Annotated in this window: 23 protein-coding genes and 3 tRNA genes; 11 read left to right on the forward strand and 15 right to left on the reverse strand. The window is 53.3% G+C overall.

Annotated features, from left to right (window positions below; genetic code table 11):
* Positions 1-78 precede the first annotated feature (78 nt).
* The 3 genes from deoB to deoC form a co-directional block, all read right to left on the reverse strand.
* On the reverse strand, positions 79-1,302 hold the full coding sequence (gene deoB, locus OGY62_RS19055) for a phosphopentomutase (RefSeq protein WP_024130731.1): 1,224 nt from the start codon (positions 1,300-1,302) through the stop codon (positions 79-81).
* A gap of 52 nt (positions 1,303-1,354) precedes the next feature.
* On the reverse strand, positions 1,355-2,677 hold the full coding sequence (gene deoA / locus OGY62_RS19060) for a thymidine phosphorylase (RefSeq protein WP_024130732.1): 1,323 nt from the start codon (positions 2,675-2,677) through the stop codon (positions 1,355-1,357).
* A 135-nt stretch (positions 2,678-2,812) separates the two neighbouring features.
* Positions 2,813-3,592, reverse strand: coding sequence for a deoxyribose-phosphate aldolase (gene deoC / locus OGY62_RS19065; RefSeq protein WP_024130733.1), 780 nt, complete (start codon positions 3,590-3,592; stop codon positions 2,813-2,815).
* Between the two features lie 262 nt (positions 3,593-3,854).
* Here deoC and OGY62_RS19070 point away from each other — a divergent pair, with 262 nt between their 5' ends.
* Positions 3,855-5,441: a YjjI family glycine radical enzyme gene (locus tag OGY62_RS19070; RefSeq protein WP_286460405.1), complete on the forward strand. Its 1,587-nt coding sequence runs from the start codon at positions 3,855-3,857 to the stop codon at positions 5,439-5,441.
* A gap of 71 nt (positions 5,442-5,512) precedes the next feature.
* Positions 5,513-6,367, forward strand: coding sequence for a YjjW family glycine radical enzyme activase (locus OGY62_RS19075; RefSeq protein WP_286460406.1), 855 nt, complete (start codon positions 5,513-5,515; stop codon positions 6,365-6,367).
* 126 nt (positions 6,368-6,493) lie between these two features.
* Here the strand turns inward: OGY62_RS19075 and OGY62_RS19080 are convergent, their stop codons facing one another.
* The 8 genes from OGY62_RS19080 to OGY62_RS19115 form a co-directional block, all read right to left on the reverse strand.
* Entirely contained in the window at positions 6,494-7,270 is a 777-nt protein-coding gene (locus tag OGY62_RS19080) for a metal-dependent hydrolase (protein WP_130028307.1), read from the reverse strand.
* Positions 7,267-8,340, reverse strand: a complete 1,074-nt coding sequence (locus tag OGY62_RS19085; RefSeq protein ID WP_286460407.1) for a patatin-like phospholipase family protein — start codon at positions 8,338-8,340, stop codon at positions 7,267-7,269. The genes OGY62_RS19080 and OGY62_RS19085 overlap by 4 nt, the downstream gene beginning before the upstream one ends.
* A 123-nt stretch (positions 8,341-8,463) precedes the next feature.
* Positions 8,464-8,625, reverse strand: a complete 162-nt coding sequence (locus OGY62_RS19090; RefSeq protein ID WP_047459078.1) for a DUF1328 domain-containing protein — start codon at positions 8,623-8,625, stop codon at positions 8,464-8,466.
* Positions 8,626-8,753: 128 nt separating this feature from the next.
* Positions 8,754-9,371, reverse strand: coding sequence for a molecular chaperone OsmY (gene osmY, locus OGY62_RS19095; protein ID WP_012134200.1), 618 nt, complete (start codon positions 9,369-9,371; stop codon positions 8,754-8,756).
* 329 nt (positions 9,372-9,700) lie between these two features.
* On the reverse strand, positions 9,701-11,290 hold the full coding sequence (prfC, locus tag OGY62_RS19100; protein WP_200097111.1) for a peptide chain release factor 3: 1,590 nt from the start codon (positions 11,288-11,290) through the stop codon (positions 9,701-9,703).
* Between the two features lie 92 nt (positions 11,291-11,382).
* Positions 11,383-12,060: a pyrimidine 5'-nucleotidase gene (gene yjjG / locus OGY62_RS19105; RefSeq protein ID WP_024130736.1), complete on the reverse strand. Its 678-nt coding sequence runs from the start codon at positions 12,058-12,060 to the stop codon at positions 11,383-11,385.
* A gap of 14 nt (positions 12,061-12,074) precedes the next feature.
* On the reverse strand, positions 12,075-12,521 hold the full coding sequence (rimI, locus tag OGY62_RS19110) for a ribosomal protein S18-alanine N-acetyltransferase (protein WP_012134203.1): 447 nt from the start codon (positions 12,519-12,521) through the stop codon (positions 12,075-12,077).
* A complete protein-coding gene (locus OGY62_RS19115; protein ID WP_024130737.1) occupies positions 12,490-12,903 on the reverse strand; it encodes a DNA polymerase III subunit psi in 414 nt (137 codons plus the stop codon). The genes rimI and OGY62_RS19115 overlap by 32 nt, the downstream gene beginning before the upstream one ends.
* Positions 12,904-13,006: 103 nt before the next feature.
* Here OGY62_RS19115 and rsmC point away from each other — a divergent pair, with 103 nt between their 5' ends.
* The 4 genes from rsmC to OGY62_RS19135 all read left to right on the forward strand — a co-directional run bounded on the left by rsmC (position 13,007) and on the right by OGY62_RS19135 (position 14,561).
* Positions 13,007-14,035, forward strand: coding sequence for a 16S rRNA (guanine(1207)-N(2))-methyltransferase RsmC (rsmC, locus tag OGY62_RS19120; RefSeq protein ID WP_047459087.1), 1,029 nt, complete (start codon positions 13,007-13,009; stop codon positions 14,033-14,035).
* A gap of 206 nt (positions 14,036-14,241) precedes the next feature.
* Positions 14,242-14,328: transfer RNA gene (locus tag OGY62_RS19125), tRNA-Leu, on the forward strand.
* 27 nt (positions 14,329-14,355) lie between these two features.
* Positions 14,356-14,442, forward strand: a tRNA-Leu gene (locus tag OGY62_RS19130).
* Between the two features lie 32 nt (positions 14,443-14,474).
* Positions 14,475-14,561: transfer RNA gene (locus tag OGY62_RS19135), tRNA-Leu, on the forward strand.
* Between the two features lie 39 nt (positions 14,562-14,600).
* On the opposite strand, the gene OGY62_RS19140 is transcribed toward OGY62_RS19135, so the two are convergent.
* The gene (locus OGY62_RS19140; protein WP_080516675.1) at positions 14,601-14,837 is read right to left on the reverse strand and encodes a DUF1435 domain-containing protein; all 237 of its coding nucleotides are present in this window, start codon (positions 14,835-14,837) and stop codon (positions 14,601-14,603) included.
* Positions 14,838-15,089: 252 nt separating this feature from the next.
* Between OGY62_RS19140 and OGY62_RS19145 the strand changes: the two genes are divergently transcribed.
* Entirely contained in the window at positions 15,090-16,157 is a 1,068-nt protein-coding gene (locus OGY62_RS19145; protein WP_104867805.1) for a GGDEF domain-containing protein, read from the forward strand.
* 122 nt (positions 16,158-16,279) lie between these two features.
* The gene (fhuF, locus tag OGY62_RS19150; protein WP_012134210.1) at positions 16,280-17,068 is read left to right on the forward strand and encodes a siderophore-iron reductase FhuF; all 789 of its coding nucleotides are present in this window, start codon (positions 16,280-16,282) and stop codon (positions 17,066-17,068) included.
* A gap of 30 nt (positions 17,069-17,098) precedes the next feature.
* Here fhuF and OGY62_RS19155 read toward each other — a convergent pair whose 3' ends face one another.
* A complete protein-coding gene (locus tag OGY62_RS19155; RefSeq protein WP_024130738.1) occupies positions 17,099-18,442 on the reverse strand; it encodes a PTS sugar transporter subunit IIC in 1,344 nt (447 codons plus the stop codon).
* A gap of 363 nt (positions 18,443-18,805) precedes the next feature.
* Here OGY62_RS19155 and OGY62_RS19160 point away from each other — a divergent pair, with 363 nt between their 5' ends.
* Positions 18,806-19,264 (forward strand): YbaK/EbsC family protein, encoded by a 459-nt coding sequence (locus OGY62_RS19160; protein ID WP_012134213.1) that lies wholly within the window; start codon positions 18,806-18,808, stop codon positions 19,262-19,264.
* A gap of 64 nt (positions 19,265-19,328) precedes the next feature.
* On the opposite strand, the gene bglJ is transcribed toward OGY62_RS19160, so the two are convergent.
* Positions 19,329-19,997: a DNA-binding transcriptional activator BglJ gene (gene bglJ, locus OGY62_RS19165; RefSeq protein WP_049008312.1), complete on the reverse strand. Its 669-nt coding sequence runs from the start codon at positions 19,995-19,997 to the stop codon at positions 19,329-19,331.
* Positions 19,958-20,680 (reverse strand): LuxR C-terminal-related transcriptional regulator, encoded by a 723-nt coding sequence (locus OGY62_RS19170; RefSeq protein ID WP_114847989.1) that lies wholly within the window; start codon positions 20,678-20,680, stop codon positions 19,958-19,960. The genes bglJ and OGY62_RS19170 overlap by 40 nt, the downstream gene beginning before the upstream one ends.
* A gap of 569 nt (positions 20,681-21,249) precedes the next feature.
* On the opposite strand from OGY62_RS19170, the gene OGY62_RS19175 reads away from it, so the two are divergent.
* Both OGY62_RS19175 and OGY62_RS19180 read left to right on the forward strand, forming a co-directional pair.
* Positions 21,250-22,026, forward strand: a complete 777-nt coding sequence (locus OGY62_RS19175) for a threonine/serine exporter family protein (RefSeq protein ID WP_024130740.1) — start codon at positions 21,250-21,252, stop codon at positions 22,024-22,026.
* On the forward strand, positions 22,017-22,490 hold the full coding sequence (locus OGY62_RS19180; protein ID WP_012134217.1) for a threonine/serine exporter: 474 nt from the start codon (positions 22,017-22,019) through the stop codon (positions 22,488-22,490). The genes OGY62_RS19175 and OGY62_RS19180 overlap by 10 nt, the downstream gene beginning before the upstream one ends.
* The last annotated feature ends 61 nt before the right edge of the window (positions 22,491-22,551 follow it).

Below are 22,551 nucleotides of genomic sequence, written 5' to 3' on the forward strand. Positions count from 1 at the left end.
TATTGCCTGATGGCGGCTACGCCTTATCAGGCCTACAAAACCGTAGGCCCGGTAAGCTTGCGCCACCGGGCAATTGCATCACAGCATGTTTTTGCCGTAGTCCATCGGCGACGTACCGAAGTACGTTGCCAGCGTCTGACCGATATCCGCGAAGGTTTCACGGTGACCGAGCGAGCCCGCTTTCACTTTCGGGCCATAAATCAGCACCGGAATGTGCTCGCGAGTATGGTCCGTACCGGTCCAGGTCGGGTCGCAACCGTGGTCGGCGGTCAGGATCAGAATGTCATCTTCACCGACCAGTTCCATCAGTTCCGGCAGACGACGGTCAAACAGCTCCAGACCCGCAGCATAGCCCGCTACGTCGCGGCGATGCCCCCAGGATGAGTCGAAATCAACAAAGTTGGTAAAGACGATCGTCTCGTCGCCCGCTTCTTTCATCTCTTTAAGGGTGGCGTCGAACAGCGCGTCCAGGCCGGTGGCTTTCACTTTTTTGGTGATGCCGCAGTTGGCGTAGATATCCGCAATCTTACCGACGGAAACCACATGCCCTTTTTTCTCGTCGACCAGTTTCTGCAAGATGGTCGGCGCCGGCGGTTCAACGGCCAGATCGTGACGGTTGCCGGTACGCTGGAAGTTACCGGCCTTATCGCCGATAAACGGACGCGCGATAACGCGGCCAATGTTGTAGCCGCCTTCGGTCAGCTCTTCACGGGCGATTTCGCACAGTTCGTACAGTTTATCCAGCCCAAAGGTCTCTTCATGGCAGGCGATCTGGAATACGGAGTCAGCGGAGGTATAGAAAATCGGTTTACCGGTTTTCATATGCTCTTCGCCCAACTGATCCAGAATGACCGTACCGGAAGAGTGACAGTTACCGAGATAACCCGGCAGGTTGGCGCGTTTTACCAGCTTATCCAGCAGTTCCTGCGGGAAGCTGTTTTCGTGGTCGCTGAAGTAGCCCCAGTCAAACAGAACCGGAACACCCGCAATTTCCCAGTGACCAGACGGGGTATCTTTACCGGAAGAGAGCTCGTGCGCCCACGCGTACGCGCCAATCACTTCCGCATTGCCGTCCATACCCGCAGCAATTTTACCGGTAGAACCTTCATGCGCTTTCACCAGGCCCAGGCGGGTCAGGTTAGGCAAATTCAGTGGGCCTTTACGGCCATTGTCGGCCTCGCCCCTGGCGCAGGCTTCTGCAATATGGCCCAGGGTATCTGAACCTACGTCGCCAAAGCGATCCGCATCTTCAGTTGCACCAATACCAAAGGAGTCCAGCACCATAATAAATGCACGTTTCATCTTGTTCTCCATACATCTTGCGCTGCAAAAAAGCGATCAGATCAGTATACAGCTATTCGGTAATACGACGATAGACTGTCGGTGTAATTTCAGGCGCTTTGTCGTCAAGGCTGATTGCCGCTTTGACGGCTTTCGCCGCTTCCTGCCAGCTGGCTTCGTCTTTGGCGTGGATAACAGCCAACGGACGCTGTCCGTCAACGCTGTCGCCCAGACGCGCCATGTCGGTAAAGCCGACGCTGTAATCAATGGTGTCCGACGCCTGGCGACGACCGCCGCCCATTGAGACCACCGCCATACCCAACGCGCGAGTGTCCATCGCGGATACAAAACCTTCAGTATCGGCATAGACGGCTTTGCTGAGCATCGCCGTCGGCAGGTATTTCGCGTAGTTTTCAACGAAATCGCTCGGCCCTTTCTGTGCCGCAACCATGCGACCAAAGATTTCCGCCGCTTTGCCGTTATCCAGCACCGCCTGTAGTTTCACTCGCGCATCAGCATCATCTTTCGCCAGCTTGCCGGAGATCAGCATCTCCACGCACAGCGCCATCGTGACGTCGAACAGACGCGGGTTGCGGTATTCACCTGTCAGGAACTGCACCGCTTCGCGCACTTCGACGGCGTTACCGGCGCTGGAAGCCAGCACCTGATTCATGTCGGTGAGCAGCGCAGTTGTGCGCACGCCTGCACCGTTGGAAACGCCAACGATGGCTTCAGCCAGAGCCGCAGAGAGTTCGTAGGTCGGCATAAAGGCGCCGCTGCCCACTTTCACGTCCATCACCAGTGCATCCAGCCCTTCCGCCAGTTTTTTCGCGAGGATTGAAGCGGTGATCAGCGGGATGGAGTCCACCGTCGCGGTAATGTCGCGGGTGGCGTAAAAACGTTTATCCGCCGGTGCGAGCGAACTGGTCTGCCCAATAATCGCCACACCCACGTCTTTAATGATTTCGCGGAAACGGTTGTCGTCCGGGAAAATATCAAATCCCGGGATCGCTTCCAGTTTGTCGAGCGTACCGCCGGTATGACCGAGGCCGCGCCCGGAGATCATCGGAATGTAGCCGCCGCATGCCGCCACCATAGGGCCAAGCATCAGCGAAGTCACATCACCCACGCCGCCGGTGGAGTGTTTGTCAACAATGGGGCCGTTAAGGTTGAGACTCTTCCAGTCCAGAACGGTTCCTGAATCTCGCATCGCCATGGTCAGCGACACACGTTCAGGCATCGACATATCGTGGAAGAAAATGGTCATCGCCAGAGCGGCAATCTGCCCTTCAGAGATGGTGTTATCACGAATACCATTGATAAAGAAGCGGATCTCTTCGTCGCTTAACGGATGACCATCACGTTTTTTACGAATAATTTCTTGTGCGAGAAACACGGTAACCCCCAGGGGAAAAGAGTAGAAGGCCATTGTAGGCCGGGTAAGCAACGCGCCACCCGGCAGTCGTATTGATGCCGGATGGCGGCTGCGCCTTATCCGGCCTACGTCACTACAACTCCGGCAATATAAGGCTTAATAGCTGCTTGCGCTCTTGCCGTCCCCGTGACCCAGCGCTTTCAGCAGGCTTGCCAGCAGGCTGGATGCGCCGAAACGGTAGTGACGGGAATCCGCCCAGTCAGCACCAAACAGTTCGTCAGCAATGGCCAGGAACTGCTGTGCATCTTCAGCGGTACGCACGCCGCCAGCCGGTTTGAAACCAACGGTTTTGGAAACACCCATATCGCGGATCACTTCCATCATGATGCGTGCGCTTTCCGGCGTTGCGTTAACCGGGACTTTACCGGTAGAGGTTTTGATGAAATCCGCACCGGCTTTGATGGAAATTTCAGATGCTTTACGGATTAACGCTTCTTCTTTCAGCTCACCGGTTTCAATGATCACTTTCAGCAGCACGTTTGCCGCCGCACAGGCGTCTTTACAGGCTTTCACCAGATCGAAGCCCACCTGCTCGTTACCGGCAATCAGCGCGCGGTACGGGAATACCACGTCAACTTCGTCCGCGCCGTACGCGATGGCTGCGCGGGTTTCTGCCAGCGCGATGTCGATGTCGTCATTACCGTGCGGGAAGTTGGTGACGGTCGCAATGCGGATATCCGGCGTGCCCTGCTCTTTCAGAGTCTTACGCGCAATCGGAATAAAACGCGGGTAGATGCAGATAGCGGCAGTATTCCCAACAGGGGTTTTCGCCTGATGACACAGCGCGATCACTTTTTCATTGGTGTCGTCGTCATTCAGGGTGGTCAGGTCCATCAGTTTCAGCGCACGCAGGCTGCTTGCGGTTAAATCAGTCATTACATTCTCCTGGCTCATCGCCGGTATAAAATTTCACCTTGCGAGTTTGTTAGTATTCTAACATCCGCTCGCCATTACACTTCGATATACATCACAGTTAATGAAAACTACGTACAAATTTGCATTACTGTAACGAGATCTACTTCAAATAAATGACCTTTCCCGGCCTCGCGAGTGGGCAACAGGCGCATCCTGATCAAAAGCCATCATCACGCAACTTCCTACAATGGCGCTTAACCTTCGGCACAAAAAGGAAACGAAGATGCCCACTTCATGCGAAACCGCGCTGCAACATCGTTGCCAGCAAATTGTGACCAGTCCGGTGCTCAGCCCCGAACAAAAACGCCATTTTCTGGCGCTGGAAGCTGAGAACGCGTTGCCTTATCCGGCCTTGCCACCAGAGGCTCGCCAGGCGCTGGACGACGGGGTTATCTGCGATATGTTCGAAGGTCATGCCCCGTTCAAACCTCGTTATGTTTTGCCCGATTACGCCCGTTTTCTGGCTAATGGCTCACAGTGGCTGGAACTGGAAGGCGCAAAAGATCTGGATGACGCGCTATCTTTGCTGACCATCCTCTACCATCACGTTCCTTCCGTAACATCGATGCCGGTCTATCTGGGGCAACTGGATGCGCTGTTGCAGCCGTATGTTAAAATTCTAACACAAGACGAGATCGATATTCGAATAAAACGTTTCTGGCGCTATCTCGACAGAACGCTGCCGGACGCCTTTATGCATGCCAATATTGGCCCGGCCGACACGCCTGTCACCCGCGCTATTTTACGTGCCGATGCTGAGTTAAAGCAGGTTTCACCTAACCTGACGTTTATCTATGATCCCGATATCACACCGGATGATTTACTGCTTGATGTCGCTAAAAACATTTGTGAATGCAGCAAACCTCATATTTCTAATGGCCCGGTAAATGATAAAATTTTCACAAAAGGTCAATATGGCGTCGTCAGTTGTTACAACTCTCTGCCGCTTGCGGGCGGCGGCAGCACGCTGGTCAGGATCAATCTGAAAGCCGTTGCAGAGCGCAGCACCTCTGTCGATGACTTCTTTACGCGCACGCTACCGCACTACTGCCAGCAGCAGATCGCCATCATTGATGCCCGATGTGACTTCCTCTATGAACAGTCACATTTCTTTGAGAATAGCTTCCTGGTGCAGGAAGGGTTGCTTGATCCCGGACGTTTTGTACCGATGTTTGGGATGTATGGCCTGGCCGAAGCGGTAAACCTGCTGTGTGAAAACGCGGGGATGAACGCACGCTACGGGAAAGACGACGCGGCCAATGCGCTGGGCTATCGCATCAGCGCGCAGTTGGCCGATTTCGTCGCAAACACGCCCGTTAAGCATGGCTGGAAACAGCGGGCGATGCTGCATGCCCAGTCAGGCATCAGCTCTGATATCGGTACGACGCCGGGCGCGCGTTTACCGTACGGCGATGAACCCGACCCCATTACCCACCTGCAAACCGTCGCCCCCCATCATGCGCACTACCATGCCGGGATCAGCGACATCCTGACGCTGGACGAAACCATCAAGCGGAATCCTCAGGCGCTGGTGCAGCTTTGTCTGGGCGCGTTCAAGGCCGGCATGCGTGAATTTACCGCCAACGTCAGCGGCAACGATCTGGTGCGCGTTACCGGGTATATGGTGCGCCTGTCGGATCTGGAAAAATATCGCGCCGAGGGATCGCGGACAAACACCACCAGGCTGGGGGAAGAAGCCGCGCGCAATACGCGCATTCTGGAACGACAAGCACGCGTAATAAGTCATGAACAGCAGATGCGCTTCCTAACGCAAAATCATTCGAGAGGCATCGAGGCGGCAAGCGAATGAACCCCCAGTCACGTACACGTAGTACGTAACTGGGGTGAATAAGTGCAGCCAACAAAGAGGCAGTTCGAAGGATGAAGTGTTTAGTCAGTAAAATCATACCGTTCTCCTGCGTGGACGGCCCCGGCAGTCGTCTGGCTCTGTTCTTACAAGGGTGCAATCTGCGCTGTAAGAATTGCCATAATCCGTGGACGATCGGGCGCTGCAACGACTGCGGTGAGTGCGTTCCCCAGTGCCCTCATCAGGCGCTGGGCTTCAGCGCGGGGAAAGTGGTGTGGCAGGCTGACGTCTGCGAGCAGTGCGATACCTGTTTGCGGATGTGCCCGCAGCAGGCCACGCCGATGGCGCAGACGATGAGCATCGATGAAGTGCTGGACCATATCCGTAAGGCGTCGCCATTTATTGAAGGCATCACCGTCAGCGGGGGCGAAGCCACCACCCAGTTACCGTTTATTTGCGCGCTGTTTTCCGCGATCAAGGCCGATCCGCAGCTGTGTACGCTGACGTGTCTGGTCGACAGCAACGGCCTGTTGAGCGAAACCGGCTGGCAGAAACTGCTGCCCGTTTGTGATGGCGCGATGCTCGATCTAAAAGCCTGGGATAGCGCCTGCCATCAGCGTCTTACCGGGCGGGATAACACGCAGATCAAGCACAGCATCAGGATATTGGCGGAGCATGGCAAGCTGGCCGAGCTACGGCTGCTGGTGATTCCTGGTCAGGTGGATTACCTGCAACAGATAGCGCCGCTGGCCGCATTTATCTCCCGTCTGGGCGATATTCCCGTTCGGTTAAACGCTTTCCATGCGCATGGGGTGTATGGCGAAGCAAAAGCGTGGCCGGGCGCAACGCCTGACGACGTGCAACAGCTGGCAAACGCATTATGGGCGCACGGGGTGCATAACCTGATTTTCCCAGCTTTATATTTATGAATCGCCGGATGGCGGCTGCGCCTTATCCGGCCTACAAATGATGTCGACCCGTTGGCCGCCTTATCCGGCCCACAAATGATGTCGGCCCGTAGGCCAGATAAGACGCTTTTGCGTCGCATCCGGCAATCAGAGACGAAATAGCGCCGCCGTATTGCGATACAGCGTTTCGGCTATCACCTCAGAGGGTTCATTGCGTAGCGCACACAGCTCGCTGAATACCCGTGCCGCCTGTTCCGGGCGGTTTGGCTGCCCCTGAAAACCATTTAGCGGCATATCCGGCGCGTCGGTCTCCAGCAGCAATGCATCCAGCGGCAGTTGCGCCATCACATCACGCGTTTTACTGGCGCGCGGATAAGTAATCGTGCCGCCAACGCCAATTTTGTAGCCTAACTGAACAAAGCGTTCCGCCTGTTGCAGACTGCCGGAAAAACCGTGTACCACCCCGGTTCGCGCCAGGGCGTGGCGTTTGAGATGCATCGCCAGCTTGTCATGGGTGCGACGCGAGTGAAGGATCACCGGCAGATCGTAGCGTTTCGCCAGTTTAAGCTGCGCCTCCAGGAGCCGTTCTTGCTCATCGAACTGAGGATTATCGCGGTAAAGATCCAGCCCGATCTCCCCTACCGCCACGACTTTCTGCGGGCGTTGATCCAGCGCCTGTTGCAGGCGATCCAGACTGTCATCTGCGTGCTGCTCAATAAACACAGGGTGCAGCCCCAGCGCCGCGAACAACGGCGGGAAGCGTTCCGCCAGCGCCAGCACGCGTGAAAAACAGGCCGCAGCCGTCGCCGGAACAATGATTTTGCCAACTCCCGCGTCAGCGGCACGCTGAATGCTGGCCGCTTCATCACCGGTGAAAGGCGGAAAATCAAAATGACAATGCGTGTCGATAAATCGGCAACTCACGCCAGATCCTCATTATTGAAGGTAGTGTCGTTGGCCTGCGCTGCGCCGCTGACCGTTGCTACGTGCATATCGTTGGCCACCGCCGCCGGAGGCACCACCACCGGGCCAGGAATGAAAATCTTCGGCGTGTGGCGGGAGAGCGGCGGTTTCTCCGTCAGCTGTTTCCCCACCGTCGCCAGAAAATAGCGCCCGCACAGGCGTCCGATTTTGTAATCTTCGCGCAGCGCAGGAAGACGGCTGCCCAACGCCATGCTTTGCAGCGGTTTCGGCGGGTAGATTTCAATGATACGCAGCTTACCCGGCGGCTTCTCAATAAAACGCTGAATGGCGCTATAGCTGGTTTCGTGGTGCTGTACCAGATTCACCAGCGGCTGCAAACTGCTCTCCCCCAGCCAGCGCTCCATGCGCTTAAACCACTGCGGCGTATAGTACATTTGCGAAGGCACCGTGCGGATCACCACGATCGTTTTCGCGCCACGCTTTGCCGCCTCCTGTACCGGGATCGCATCGCTGATCCCGCCGTCCAGATAATTGATGCCATCCAGCGCTACGCCTGTACGGTAGAACCCCGGAATCGCGCTGGTCGCACGAATAATATCGAGCCAGTTTTGCTTCGTTGGCGAGAAATAGTTCGCCGTGTAGTCATCCCCACGACAGGCGCACATATAGAAGGATTTTCCGCTATCGAACAGACGCGCGGCGGTGTCCATCGCCAGCGGCATCTGCCCGGATGTCGCGTCCACCAGCCAGTCGAGATCGATCAGGTTCCCCCCGCGAACAAAACGCACCGGATCGAAGAACTCCCGCTTCGTGGTGTAACGCATAATAACTTTGCGCCCATAGCCGGGCTGGTTACAGAGATAGGCAGAAAGGTTTTGCGCCCCGGCAGAGGTGCCGAGGTAGAGGTCGAATGGATTGAACTTCGCGCGCATAAACTCATCCAGCACGCCAGCGGTAAAGATTCCCCGCTGCCCTCCGCCCTCGCACACCAGAGCCATTCGGCCTGGTCGGAACGCGTTTAATGATAATGGCGCAATATTGCCGAGCGTCACGGGTATTCGCTGCCCCACCTCTGCCTTCCTGTGTTTTATTTTATAGAATGACAAAGTAACGCAAATTCGCGATAGCTAAAACCGTAAAAGCCAGTCCGATGGACTGGCTTAGCATGAATCATGGGTATTACGGGTGACGTGCTAGGGTCGTTTACGGCCCATAAACAGGCTGATCAGGAACAGGACAATCCCGACGACGAAGACAATTTTCGCTGCGCTTGCCGCGGTGCCTGCCAGTCCACCAAAACCCAGAGCGGCGGCAATTAACGCGATAACCAGAAATATAATGCCCCAACGAAACATAAGCTTCTCCTTTACCATAGTTAATGTCGACCGCTTGATATGAGCGTTCAGGTTGCTCATTCGCGATATTTTTAGTGTGGTGTACATTGCGCCTCCCGACAAACGTCGGGAGGGCGAATTAAGACGAATTACTGAGTTTTCAGGTCATTTTTGACGCTTTTCACACCATCAACCGCTTTTGCGATACTTTCAGCACGGTCTATTTGCGCCTGAGAATCTACGGTTCCTGAGAGCTGCACCACGCCGTCGGTGGTTTCGACTTTCACTTTGCGGGAAGGCACGATGTCATCCGCCAACAGTTTCGCTTTGATCTCGCTGGTGGTGGCCGTATCCCCGGCATAGCCTTTCATCGTGCCGGACTTGCTGTCGCGAACATGCAGTTTGTCGCTGACGGAGGTCACACCCTCAACGCCTTCCGCCACTTTCACGGCTTCTTCAGCCTGAGCCTGGCTTTCAACAAAGCCGCTTAATATCACCACTTTGTTATCGGTTTTGACCGAGATATCGGTGCTCTTAATACTTTCATGATCCACCAACGCCGCTTTCACTTTTGCGGTGATGGCGCTGTCATCCATGAAGTTACCGACTTTATTCATAGAGCTATCGACTTTCTGTCCCGCGCTTTCTGCGCTGGACTGTGCCTTATCCAGCGTAGAGGTTTCCGCAAATGCAGAACCGGTCGCGACAGCGGAGGTCAACATTACGGCCAGGAGAGTTTTAGAAATCTTCAGTCTTGTCGTCGTCATCGATTCATTCCTGTATGGATGGCAGCCGTCACAATCAACATACTTATGCAGAATCGCGGCGCTAATCCCATCTTTATTCAGTTATTAATATCGCAGACAAGATAAATGACGGCCTTAACAACCAGTATTCACGCATTGAACAGTGTTAAAAGTCGTCATTTATGTCATCACTTTGTTAAATATAGATCACAATCGCAAAATCGCTTGCTGATACGCTTAAAAAACAAGCAACCATAAGAAAAACTGAGGGATTTAAGAACATTCCGCAAGCGGTTAAAAAGGCAGGGAAAGTAACAGGGCGCGCCGGATGGCGCGCCCTGGAGGGACAATTAGTGCTCGCGCGTTTTACGGAACTGAACGTCAGGATAGCGTTCCTGCGTCAAATTCAGGTTAACCATTGTCGGTGCGATATAGGTGAGGTTATCACCGCCATCCAGCGCCAGTTGTACTTCGTTCTTACGCTTGAACTCTTCGAATTTCTTCGCGTCAGTACATTCAACCCAGCGTGCGGTGGCGACGTTGACGGACTCATAGATAGCCTCAACGTTGTATTCGCTCTTCAGACGGGCAACCACCACGTCGAACTGCAACACACCGACGGCGCCCACGATCAGATCGTTGTTGGCGATCGGACGGAACACCTGTACCGCGCCTTCTTCAGACAGCTGAACCAGCCCTTTCAGCAGCTGTTTTTGCTTCAGCGGATCTTTCAGGCGGATACGACGGAACAGCTCCGGCGCGAAGTTCGGTATACCGGTGAACTTCATCATTTCGCCCTGAGTGAAGGTGTCGCCGATCTGAATGGTACCGTGGTTGTGCAGGCCCAGAATATCGCCCGGATACGCCTCTTCAACGTGAGAACGGTCGCCCGCCATAAAGGTCAGCGCATCAGAAATCACCACGTCTTTGCCGATACGTACCTGACGCATTTTCATGCCTTTCTCGTACTTACCGGAGACCACACGCATAAACGCCACGCGGTCGCGGTGTTTTGGGTCCATATTGGCCTGAATCTTAAACACGAAGCCGGTGAACTTCTCTTCTTTCGCTTCTACCTTACGGGTATCGGTCTGGCGCGGCATCGGCGCAGGCGCCCACTCCACTAAGCCGTCCAGCATATGGTCAACGCCGAAGTTACCCAGCGCTGTACCAAAGAAGACCGGGGTGATTTCACCTGCCAGGAACAGTTCATGGTCGAACTCGTTGGACGCGCCCTGCACCAGTTCCAGCTCGTCGCGCAGCTGCTGCGCCAGGTCTTCCCCTACGGCAGCGTCAAGTTCCGGGTTATCCAGACCTTTTACAATGCGCACTTCCTGGATAGTGTGGCCTTTACCGGTCTGGTACAGGTAAGTTTCGTCTTTATAAAGGTGATAGACGCCTTTGAACAGCTTACCGCAGCCAATCGGCCAGGTGATCGGCGCACAGCCGATTTTCAGCTCGTTCTCAACTTCATCCAGCAGCTCCATCGGGTCGCGGATGTCACGGTCGAGTTTGTTCATAAAGGTGAGGATCGGCGTATCGCGCAGGCGGGTTACTTCCATCAGCTTACGGGTACGATCTTCGACACCTTTTGCCGCGTCAATCACCATCAGACAGCAGTCCACCGCCGTCAGCGTACGGTAGGTATCTTCCGAGAAGTCTTCGTGCCCGGGGGTGTCCAGCAGGTTGACCAGGCAATCATGATACGGGAACTGCATTACCGACGTGGTAATAGAAATACCACGTTGCTTTTCCATTTCCATCCAGTCAGATTTTGCATGCTGGCTGGAGCCACGGCCTTTTACCGTCCCGGCAGTCTGGATAGCCTGTCCGAACAGCAATACCTTCTCAGTGATAGTGGTTTTACCGGCATCCGGGTGAGAAATAATGGCAAAAGTGCGGCGCTTAGCCACCTCTTGCAAATAAGGAGACAACGTCATAGTTCAATCTTCTTGAGTAAGCGCGGCGTCTGACCACGCATGTTGAATACGAAAAATTGCGGCTATTTTACCCATCAACGGGGGGGAGGCAATCAGTGTTTACACAGGAGTTGCTCCAGTTCGCTTAATGACGCCACGGTCCAGGTCGGTTCAATGCCCGCAGGCTGCTCGCGATGGTGCGCATTCAGCCAGCAGGTGGAAAGCCCGGCGTTAATGCCGCCGAGAATATCAGACTCTGCGGTATCGCCGACCATTAACACGCGAGAGCGGTCAGGGCTGCCCGCCTGCTCCAGCGCGTAATCAAAGATGCGCGGATCGGGCTTCGCCACGCCCACTTCTTCAGAAATAACCAGCAGATCAAAACGATCGCGAAGCCCTGTTCGTTCAAGGCGAATTTGCTGCAATGAGGTGAATCCGTTGGTGATGATGCCCATCTTCACCTTACCGTGCAGGGCGTTAACCAGCGAAACTGCGCCCGGCAGCGGTGCGCAAATCTCCGCCATAGCATTCATAAACGCATCATTTAACTCTTCAGGCGGGACGTTCAGCTGCTCGCCCCAGCCGACAAAGCGCTGGCGCTGAAGCTGAAGCGAAGTGATAGCGCCGTTCTGATAATCCACCCACAACGGTTTATTGACGGCCTGGTAGTCCTGAAAATCTTCAGCGGTAAAGGTGACGCTATAGTCGAGAAACATCCGCTGTAAGCCGGTAAACGAGTCAAACGTAAACAGCGTTTCGTCGGCATCAAAGAAAATCCAGTCCCACTTCATCATTCCACCTTGTCTTACATACTGATTGGCAATGCCATGATTATCGCGTCCTCACGCCCGTCAGCCGTCGGGTAGTAATTACGGCGCACCGTTGCCTCATTAAAACCTAAACTTTCATAGAGTGCGATGGCGGCGGCATTTGAGGCGCGCACCTCCAGCCATAACGTCAGGACGCCGCGTTTTTCCAGTTCATCAATCAGATGTTCCAGCAGTTCTCGCCCCAGCCCCCGACGCTGAAAATCTGGATCGACCGCAATATTGAACAGCGTCGCTTCATCCAGCACCACCTGCGTAATCGCGAACGCCGCCATCTTTCCGCCGACCGTCAGTTGATAGTTGAGGTAACGTTCGCCCTGATTGCTGGCAAAGGTTTTTTCACTCCACGGAAACGCATGGGCGCGTTTTTCAATCAGAAACGCAGCAGGTAAATCAGTCGGATTGAGGGAAGAAATCGTGTTCATATGCGCAAATTTGTTGCCATAGTGCGGCGCGTGCCGTTGGGTTTGCCCGTAATTCATTAAACGCAGGACTTGTCACCTGAGCGCCTTCCAGCAGCAAAGGCTCTTCAGTACCCAGCCGCCAGCTGTTGCACCGGCTGCCTTCCGGCAGCATGGCGACGCGGTCAGGCGTCAACGGTAATACCTGGTCGGGACTGACGGTCAATGCGCGCAAAATATCGCTCATCAAGGGTTCGGTCAGCGCCGGTAATTCTTCCGCCACGACCACCAGACGAACGTGCGCCGGAAGGGAAATCGCGATTTCCCCCTGTAGCGCGCCAGGGCGACGCAGCGACCACTGGGTAATGCCCAGTTGCTGTAATTGCCAGTCTCGTCGGGATGTCATAGCGAAACGCTCCTGTCTGTCAGGGGCGCAAATATAGCAAATTCGTCGAAACTGCGCCAACAAACAACTATAATCGCCGCCAGGAACAATAGAGGAACCTTTCATGTCTGCTTTTACCCCGGCAAGTGAAGTCTTGCTGCGCCACAGTGATGATTTCGAACAAAGCCGTATTCTGTTTGCCGGAGATTTGCAGGATGACCTGCCAGCCCGCTTCGAAAGCGCCGCCAGCCGCGTGCATACGCAACAATTCCACCACTGGCAGTTGTTAAGCCAGCTGATGGGCGAGAAGGCGCGCTTTAGCCTGGTCGCCCACGCTGACGACGTCGCGGACTGCGACACGCTGATCTACTACTGGCCGAAAAATAAACCTGAAGCCCAGTTCCAGTTGATGAATATCCTGTCGCTGCTGCCGCTCGGCACCGACATCTTCGTGGTGGGCGAAAACCGTAGCGGTGTTCGCAGCGCAGAGCAAATGCTGGCCGACTACGCGCCGCTGAACAAAATCGACAGCGCGCGCCGCTGCGGGCTGTATCATGGCCGTCTGGAAAAACAGCCTGTCTTTGATGCGGAAAAATACTGGGGCGAGTACCGCATTAACGATCTGACCATCAAAACGCTGCCCGGCGTTTTCAGCCGCGACGGTCTGGATGTCGGCAGCCAGTTGCTGCTTTCCACGCTGACGCCACATACCAAAGGCAAAGTGCTGGATGTCGGTTGCGGCGCAGGCGTACTCTCTGCGGCCTTAGCCAGCCACTCGCCAAAAGTGCGTTTAACCCTGTGTGATGTTTCCGCGCCTGCCGTTGAGGCCAGTCGCGCAACGCTTGCGGCAAACGGCGTTGAGGGTGAGGTGTTCGCCAGTAACGTCTTTTCTGACGTAAAAGGGCGTTTTGATATGATCATCTCTAACCCGCCGTTCCACGATGGAATACAAACCAGCCTGGATGCCGCGCAAACGCTGATTCGCGGCGCGGTTCGCCACCTCAACAGCGGCGGTGAGTTACGTATCGTGGCTAACGCCTTCCTGCCCTACCCGAAAGTGCTGGATGAAACGTTTGGCTTCCACGAAGTGATTGCGCAAACCGGGCGCTTTAAAGTTTACCGCACGGTGATGACGCGCCAGGCGAAGAAGTAGAGTGGTCATCGTAGGCCGGATAAGGTGCCTGCACCGCCATCCGGCATGGTTTGCGGATGCCGGATGGCACTTCGCTTATCCGGCCTACGGTTAGCGCCCATTTTTGCAGCAATCAATCCATCCTGCGTAATTAACTATTGACGAAAAGCTGAAAACCACTAGAATGCGCCTCCGTGGTAGCGATTCTTTTTAAGAATCGATGGTATGCGAAGGTGGCGGAATTGGTAGACGCGCTAGCTTCAGGTGTTAGTGTCCTTACGGACGTGGGGGTTCAAGTCCCCCCCCTCGCACCAAAACCACGTTGATATTGCTCGCACTGGGCGAAGGTGGCGGAATTGGTAGACGCGCTAGCTTCAGGTGTTAGTGTTCTTACGGACGTGGGGGTTCAAGTCCCCCCCCTCGCACCAACGAGGCGATATCAAAAAAGTAAGATGACTGTGCGAAGGTGGCGGAATTGGTAGACGCGCTAGCTTCAGGTGTTAGTGTCCTTACGGACGTGGGGGTTCAAGTCCCCCCCCTCGCACCAATTATCTTATTTCCCTTCTCTGCTTTACGTCTTGTTTGTTCATCCCTGATTCAAATTCATCATAACCAGCACCATGCCGCTGATCAGCGCGACACATGACGGCAGCAGGACGAAATGCCGTAAGCGTTTGTGATACAGCATCAACGAAGTCAGCAGTAACCCTAATACAATCAGTACCTTCCATGCGTCAATGGAGAGGCCGGCAAACGCCAGTCCGGTAATAAAAATACCCGGCAACAATATCCCCCATCCACTGCCCAGTGTACGCTGCAACATGGCTTTACCTCTGATACCGATAATGATAACCAATAGCATATGATAAAATTTCTCATTTGTCAGCAGTTCGTCACACTTCCTTGTATGAGATTGTCTTAACAATTGATGACATGAATTCAGCAAGGTGATAGATTGGGCAGTGGTTAACTTACAAACAATAAAAACGTTTATTTATGCGGGCTTTTTCCCGCACGTTATTTTTCATTTTGGCCCCAACCAGCGTAATTCATAGATAAATAACGACATTCAGATATGACAGCTCAATCCTGGCGCGCGCTACGCACCAAAAAATATCAATTCTCTTTACGCCTTTTTCTGTTTCTCAATGCGGTGTCCGGGCTGTTTACGCTTGTCTTTCCCCTTTATGAGGTCAGGGCTGTCTCAGTCCCGGCAATACTGCTCTTTGTTGCAAGTACGTTACTTCTGATATGGCACGGAAAATATACGCATAAAAAGATTAATATCCCCTTTATTTCTGTTATATCAGGCATATTGTGGGCCTGGCATATCACACTGAAATATAATGCTATGAACCATAGCGATTATACTTTTCTACTCATCGCCCTTCTCTGCGTGTTATTTATTGGCTCCATCGCCTTTGCTAATAATATCATTGCGTTTACGTTCCATTCATTGCCTTCCGTTCTGGCCTGCCTGTGGCTTAATGGCAGCGAACACGGCATACGGATTATTTATCTCATGGCGCTCCCGATGGCGGGCATTGCCATCCAGCATGTTATTCAAAAACGCTATGACGATTTTGCTCAACAGCTGATGTACAAACTGCTGGAAGAGAGAGAAACGCTGAACGGGCTGAGTATGCTCGACCCTTTGACTGGCCTGTATAATCGCCGCGGCCTGCAAAATAAGCTGAATACGCTCCTTGCTCTGGAAACGCACGAAGAACACTACGTATTGCTGCTGGATATCGATCACTTCAAAGCTTATAACGATCACTATGGGCACATGATGGGCGACCAGGCTCTCATTCGCGTTTCAGCCGCGATTCGTGATGCTGTCCGTTCCCGGGATATTGTCACCCGTTTTGGCGGCGAAGAGTTTATGGTCCTGCTGACCGCGACCGATCCACAGGAGGCGCGCACGACCGCCGAACATATTCGCCAGAAGGTCTACGATCTCAAAATCCCACATATGTTTAATGTCAGCGTGGCGACCAATGTCACCATCAGCGTTGGCATCGCGCCGCTACTGGGTCAGGACATGGAGGCTGCAATCGTCAAGGCGGATAAAGCGCTGTATGAAGCCAAAAACCTGGGGCGCAACAACATTCTTGCGAGTGACGAACTGCGTACGGTCTGACACAGGGCGATATCATCGTGCTACCGCGCACAGCGTCACGACAAAGCGCTTGCCATCAGCTATCGCCATCATTAGGATTAGCAATCATTATCATTTAGATTACTATCCTTATATACAGCGCTATGCCTTACCGTTCCGCACCGATCATTGAAGATGTCACCTGGCGAGCCCATCTCCAGCCTGAGATGCCCTCGCTGGCTGAAGCCGTGCGTGAAACGATAACCCGGACGCGCGAACATCTGCTTGATTTTATTCGGCTGGACGAACCGCACCCAACGGGCGCCATGACACTGGCGCAGTGGGCTCGACCGGGTACGATGCGCTCTCTGCTGGCTATCTATTCCGACCATATTTATCGTCATCAACCGACGCAACCACGCGAAAATAAGCCGCTCATTTCGCTTTGGGCGCAATGGTATATCGGTCTGATGGTACCGCCTCTGATGCTTGCCCTGCTCACCCAGGAAAGGGCCATTGACGTTTCGCCCGAGCACATGCACGTTGAGTTTCACGAAACCGGACGCGCAGCCTGTTTTTGGGTTGATGTGCATCAGGACGAGCGGGCAACCGCGCATTCTCCTCAACAGAGAATGGAAACGCTGATCGTCTCTGCGCTGATGCCGGTCGTTCAGGCACTGGAATCAACCGGCGATATTAACGGTAAGCTTATCTGGAGTAACACCGGGTATCTGATCAACTGGTATCTGACCGAAATGAAACCGCTACTTGGCGAAGCATTGCTGGCAACGCTGCGCCAGAGTTGCTTCTTCGAAAAGCAACTTTCCAGCGGTCAGGATAACCCGCTGTGGCGTACCGTCGTCCCTCGCGAAGGTCTGCTGGTGCGCCGAACCTGCTGTCAACGCTACCGGTTGCCAGACGTTCAGCAATGCGGTGACTGTACGCTGAAATAAACAAGGCGCCGCAGCGCCTTGTTCAACACGTCAGGCCATCTGCTGACTCTCCTCTTCTGCACGCCCGGCCTCTTCTGCCTCTTGCGCCAGAAGCTGCTTCTCATAAACCTTAAAGAACGGGAAGTATATGATGGCGGACACCAGCGCCAGTATGACCACCAGGATCGCCGCACGGTAGTCCCAGCCCAATGCCCACGCAGCGCCAACCGGTGCGGGCGCAGTCCACGGCACCACGGAAATCACCCGCCCAATCAGATCCAGTTTCATCGCCGCCCACGCCAGCACGGCGTTCACCATTGGCGCCAGCAGGAACGGGATAAAGAACACCGGGTTCATCACAATCGGCGTCCCGAAAATAACCGGTTCGTTGATATTAAAGATACTCGGCACGACGCTTAAGCGGCCAATAGAGCGCAAATGTACGGAACGGCTGCGTAAATAACAAATCACCAGCCCCATCGTAGCGCCAGAACCGCCAATGACGATGAAGAAAGTCCAGAAGGCTTCCATGAAAATGTGCGGCAACGGCGCCCCCTGCGCCAACGCGGTCTGGTTCATACCGAGATTGGTCAGCCAGAACATTTGCAGCATCCCGGAGACAATCGCTGCTCCGTGAATCCCCGCAAACCACAGCAGATGCCCAATCAGCACCGCCAGCAAAATAGCGGGCAACGAATCCGCAGCGGAAACCAGCGGTTTAAAGATCGCCATGATCGCCTGTGGGATCAGCATATCGAACTGCGACTGGATCGCCAGGCTCAGCGGATACAAGGTCAGAACCACCACCAGCACCGGAATCAGCAGATCAAAGGAGTTCTTGATCATCGGCGGCACCTGGTCGGGCAGGCGAATGCCAATGTTATGCGCCTTCAGGAAGCGCATCATTTCAACACAGTAAATCGCCACCAGAATCGCGGTAAAAATCCCCGTTCCTCCCAGGCTGTCAACCGGCATAGTGCCGTTTGTTTTCGGCGCGGCAACCAGCAAGAAGGCCATGATCGAGAGCATGGCGCACATAAACGGATCTAACTGATGCGATTTAACATAGTGTTTGCCCAGGTTATAGGCAATGGCCGCACAGATATAGATGGACATGATCCCCATCGTCATATCAAACGGCGTCAAAATCTGGCTTTCAAACTGTTTCGCCAGCGCCAGCCAGCCACGGGCAAATCCCCAGGTGGTGTCCGGTGAGAAAGGAGGATAGGCGAAAACCAGCAGGAAGGAGCCGACAATCATAAACGGCATTGCCGAAATGAAACCATCACGAATAGCCATAACATGACGTTGTGAGGAAATACGTCCGGCAACGGGACTCACATAGTTTTCGACAAACCGAAAAATCACATTAAACACAGCATGGTTGGTAGACATAGCGTTCTCCTGTCAGTCAAAACAACATAGACGTGCTGGCAGCAGCACCGCCGTGTAAGGGTCCATTACTACTTTTCGCGACCGCGCCGGGGAGAACACCAGCGATACAGCAGAGAGAATGAAGTTTCATAAATGGCTCTTATTATGTGATACAGAGGAAGTGACAGGTTCAGTATTAATCCCCGCCCGCCGGACTGCAACCGGTTACTGTAACCGGTTTCCGTGAATGTGAAGACGATCGAAAAATCGCTCATGCTGCTGGTTTATTACATAAATTATTTACAGTGCCGCTTTCCTTATGACAAATTACGCCACGCGGTTTTCTGAAAAACAGGACTGCTAATACAGCGTCAGGAGAAAAGAATGAGTCTGCAATCGGTACGGCAGTTTCTGGCCGAACGTGCCCCGGATATTGAAATCATCGAATTAAATCAGAGTACGGCGACGGTGGAACTGGCAGCGAAAGCACATAATGTTGCGCCAGGACAGATAGCGAAAACGCTTTCGCTTAAGGTGAAAGACGACATTATTCTGGTTGTCGCCAAAGGCGATGCCCGCCTGGACAATAAGAAACTCAAGAGCACGTTTGGCGCGAAAGCGCGAATGCTCAGCAGCGATGAAGTCGTGATCGCCACAGGGCACCCGGTCGGCGGTGTCTGCCCTTTCGGGCTGGAAACGCCTCTGCCCGTCTATTGCGACGTCTCATTAAAACATTATGCTGAAGTCTTACCAGCCGCAGGGGCAACGCACAGCGCAGTCCGAATCTCCCCCGACAGAATGGCAGAACTCACTTCAGCAACCTGGATTGATGTGTGCCAGTGATGCTATTTGTGCCCGGGCGATAAACCCGGCACAAGCAACCTGTAAATACAGAGCGACTACAGAATTACGCGGATAAGCGACCCGGCTTTTCGGCGCGCAGAGACAGCAGGATATCCGCCGCATCAAGCAATCCGGCATCTGAGCTGACGCCCAGTTTAGACATCACATTAAATTTATGGGCGCGAATCGTCTTGATATTGCGTTCCAGCTGGACGGCTATCTGTGGCATCGAATAACCATTCGACATAAAACGCAGAATTTCACGCTCAGTGGGGCTTATCATTCGACTCTGATTGAGATACCAGAGGTTCAGAGTGTGTTCCGTCACCTCTCGCTTACTGTTCAATAATAAAAAGAGCTTTTCCTGCAAACTGGCCAGTGACGACGCTTTACTTAAGACCCCATCTAACGGCGAAGGCGACAGCGAATCAATTAACCGGGCTTCCGCATCATCATCCGCGATGACCAGTCGGCGCACACGAGGAAAATTCACAGCCAGTTCCGCCAGATAAGCCAGCCCCATCCGGCGATCTTCCCGCATCGCAGAAAGTGAAAAAATAACGACGGAAAAGGGAGTACTTAACATCGCTTTCTGGAAAGCAGATTGAGTTGGAAAAATATGAAGTTTATATTGGCAATCAGGAAACGCGTCAAATAAACTTTTCATTCCAATACTGCTCATTACGCACTTCTCTATGAGTGCGACATTTCCCTTGGCAATTCTGTTTTCCATTCAGTAGCATCTCCATAAACTGAAGGTAAATTCAATTCTCTTGCTCCCTGAGAACTGTTTATCCAGGCATACATCTCAGCATTGCTGTGTATTGACAGACGCCGCATCGCACTGTTTTTCTGCGCGCTAATCGTTTTATTACTCTTCTTAAGCAACATCGCTATCTGATTAATCCCCCAACCCTTACCCAGAAGCCGTAACACTTTCCGTTCCGACAGCGTAAGAACAACCGGACGATGGCCAAAACTCGAGACGTCTGGCAGAGCGGGAGATAGCAGCGTCTTACTGATCCTGTCCGTATGGGCATTGCCTGCTTCAATCACGTTTACCAGATTCTCAACCGGTTCAACGTCAGACAGCAACGTACTGAAGGGGCTCATCAGAAGCTCAATCGCCTGTGAGTAAAACGCACGGGAAACAAGAAATACCCAGTGAATATCATGGTATTGAGATAATAAAGCGTAAAATTGCTCGCAGACAGCGCGGGGATGTTTACATTCTCCCGTTAAATCCGTAATCACTACATCGGAGCGGCGCAACTGCATTAATGTCAGTTCTTCTACGGAACGGCAGTACATCAGTTCATAAGCAGGGAAATGGCCCAGCACCACCTCTTTTAACCCCGTCTGTATAACAGGTATTTTACTGATAATAATTATGTTTTTGCGGCATCCTGGCAACATATCTCCTCCATATCCACAGGTCTCCCCTCCTGTTCACTCATTAATAAATAATATAATTAATGAGAAAAACAGACGTGGTAATAGACGAAGTGAATTATTTATCCTTGGCTTTTATTTGAAATGTTATAGCAATAACGACTCTATACATTGATCCGCATAGTATAAAATCACCAAACTATTATTGCATAATTACCGCTAAAAATAATTGCGGTACAATTAAATTAACTAAATTAGATCATTAGCATTTCTAACATATGCAAGGGGAATTTAATAAACTCACGCTATGTTTCGCATCAGATAGTTATGCTTTCAGGAAGCACAAGGAAAGAATATCGTCTCATTAATTTCAGAGGTTACAGACGATACTTCATTCCCTGTCATTCACGTCCGACGTAAGGCATTCAATATACTGCAATTATAACATTCAGCGACTGATTGTCTGGCATCCTGCCTCTTTTTTCATCACAAAATTGATCTTAGCCAGAGCCAAAAGGGTCGGGCTTCATGATACAAAGAAGACTTTCGTCATTCAGATGGTACGCAACGCGTCTTTTCAGTCAGGGCGAGTCATGCAAACAGAGCAGTCGTTACAGCGAACGGTTACACGGTTATGTATTCAATGCGGGCTTTTTTTACTGCAACACGGCGCGGAGAGCGCGCTGGTTGATGAACTCTCCACCCGCCTGGGGCTGGCGTTAGGGATGGACAGCGTGGAAAGCGCCATCTCCTCCAACGCTATCGTTCTCACCACCATTAAAGATGGGCAGTGTCTGACATCGACACGTAAGAACCAGGATCGCGGTATTAATATGCACGTTGTCACGGAGGTGCAGCATATTGTCATCCTGGCCGAACATAATTTGCTGGATATAAAAGGCGTAGAGAAGCGCTTTAGCCAGCTCAGACCGTTGCGCTACCCGCGGTGGCTGGTGTCGCTGATGGTCGGGCTTTCCTGCGCCTGTTTCTGCAAACTGAATAACGGCGGATGGGATGGCGCGGTGATCACCTTTTTCGCCAGCATGGTGGCGATGTATATTCGCCAGATGCTGGCGCACCGGCATTTACACCCACAAATCAACTTTTGCATCACCGCTTTTGTCGCCACCACCATTTCCGGCCTTTTGCTTCGCTTGCCCACTTTCAGCCATACCCCGACCATCGCCATGGCCGCCAGCGTCTTACTGCTGGTGCCGGGGTTTCCGCTGATTAATTCCGTCGCGGATATGTTTAAGGGCCACATTAATACCGGTCTGGCGCGCTGGGCGATTGCCAGTCTGTTAACGCTGGCGACGTGCGTCGGCGTGGTGATGTCGATGACGCTGTGGGGGCTACGCGGATGGGTGTAATCGATTTTCTTCTGGCGCTGATGCAGGACATGATTCTCTCCGCAATCCCGGCAGTGGGCTTTGCGATGGTGTTCAACGTGCCGCACCGGGCGCTCCCCTGGTGTGCGTTGCTCGGCGCGCTGGGCCACGGCTCACGCATGGTGATGATGACCGCCGGGTTTAATATCGAATGGTCGACATTTATGGCCTCGCTGCTGGTAGGGAGCATCGGCATTCAGTGGTCGCGCTGGTATCTGGCGCACCCCAAAGTCTTTACCGTCGCGGCAGTCATCCCGATGTTTCCGGGGATATCCGCCTATACGGCAATGATATCCGCCGTTAAAATCAGCCACTTTGGCTACAGCGAACCGTTGATGATCACATTGCTGACCAATTTCCTGAAAGCCTCCTCTATTGTCGGCGCGCTTTCCATCGGGCTTTCCGTTCCCGGTCTGTGGCTGTATCGCAAACGCCCACGGGTGTAATGCTTTTCTCCCTGCGCTCAGGCAGGGTGAGGCCGCTTTCCCTCACCCTGCCGATATCTCC

Origin of the sequence: Citrobacter sp. CK198 (assembly GCF_030333295.1) — a bacterium.
GTDB classification, from domain to species: domain Bacteria; phylum Pseudomonadota; class Gammaproteobacteria; order Enterobacterales; family Enterobacteriaceae; genus Citrobacter_B; species Citrobacter_B koseri.

Bases quoted from the DNA above. Each gene is read 5' to 3' on its own strand.
- deoB (WP_024130731.1), bottom strand. From the start codon at position 1,302: ATGAAACGTGCATTTATTATGGTGCTGGACTCCTTTGGTATTGGTGCA.
- deoC (WP_024130733.1), bottom strand. From the start codon at position 3,592: ATGACTGATTTAACCGCAAGCAGCCTGCGTGCGCTGAAACTGATGGAC.
- OGY62_RS19070 (WP_286460405.1), top strand. From the start codon at position 3,855: ATGCCCACTTCATGCGAAACCGCGCTGCAACATCGTTGCCAGCAAATT.
- OGY62_RS19075 (WP_286460406.1), top strand. From the start codon at position 5,513: ATGAAGTGTTTAGTCAGTAAAATCATACCGTTCTCCTGCGTGGACGGC.
- OGY62_RS19090 (WP_047459078.1), bottom strand. From the start codon at position 8,625: ATGTTTCGTTGGGGCATTATATTTCTGGTTATCGCGTTAATTGCCGCC.
- osmY (WP_012134200.1), bottom strand. From the start codon at position 9,371: ATGACGACGACAAGACTGAAGATTTCTAAAACTCTCCTGGCCGTAATG.
- prfC (WP_200097111.1), bottom strand. From the start codon at position 11,290: ATGACGTTGTCTCCTTATTTGCAAGAGGTGGCTAAGCGCCGCACTTTT.
- yjjG (WP_024130736.1), bottom strand. From the start codon at position 12,060: ATGAAGTGGGACTGGATTTTCTTTGATGCCGACGAAACGCTGTTTACG.
- rimI (WP_012134203.1), bottom strand. From the start codon at position 12,521: ATGAACACGATTTCTTCCCTCAATCCGACTGATTTACCTGCTGCGTTT.
- OGY62_RS19115 (WP_024130737.1), bottom strand. From the start codon at position 12,903: ATGACATCCCGACGAGACTGGCAATTACAGCAACTGGGCATTACCCAG.
- rsmC (WP_047459087.1), top strand. From the start codon at position 13,007: ATGTCTGCTTTTACCCCGGCAAGTGAAGTCTTGCTGCGCCACAGTGAT.
- OGY62_RS19140 (WP_080516675.1), bottom strand. From the start codon at position 14,837: ATGTTGCAGCGTACACTGGGCAGTGGATGGGGGATATTGTTGCCGGGT.
- OGY62_RS19145 (WP_104867805.1), top strand. From the start codon at position 15,090: ATGACAGCTCAATCCTGGCGCGCGCTACGCACCAAAAAATATCAATTC.
- fhuF (WP_012134210.1), top strand. From the start codon at position 16,280: ATGCCTTACCGTTCCGCACCGATCATTGAAGATGTCACCTGGCGAGCC.
- OGY62_RS19155 (WP_024130738.1), bottom strand. From the start codon at position 18,442: ATGTCTACCAACCATGCTGTGTTTAATGTGATTTTTCGGTTTGTCGAA.
- OGY62_RS19160 (WP_012134213.1), top strand. From the start codon at position 18,806: ATGAGTCTGCAATCGGTACGGCAGTTTCTGGCCGAACGTGCCCCGGAT.
- bglJ (WP_049008312.1), bottom strand. From the start codon at position 19,997: ATGGAAAACAGAATTGCCAAGGGAAATGTCGCACTCATAGAGAAGTGC.
- OGY62_RS19170 (WP_114847989.1), bottom strand. From the start codon at position 20,680: ATGTTGCCAGGATGCCGCAAAAACATAATTATTATCAGTAAAATACCT.
- OGY62_RS19175 (WP_024130740.1), top strand. From the start codon at position 21,250: ATGCAAACAGAGCAGTCGTTACAGCGAACGGTTACACGGTTATGTATT.
- OGY62_RS19180 (WP_012134217.1), top strand. From the start codon at position 22,017: ATGGGTGTAATCGATTTTCTTCTGGCGCTGATGCAGGACATGATTCTC.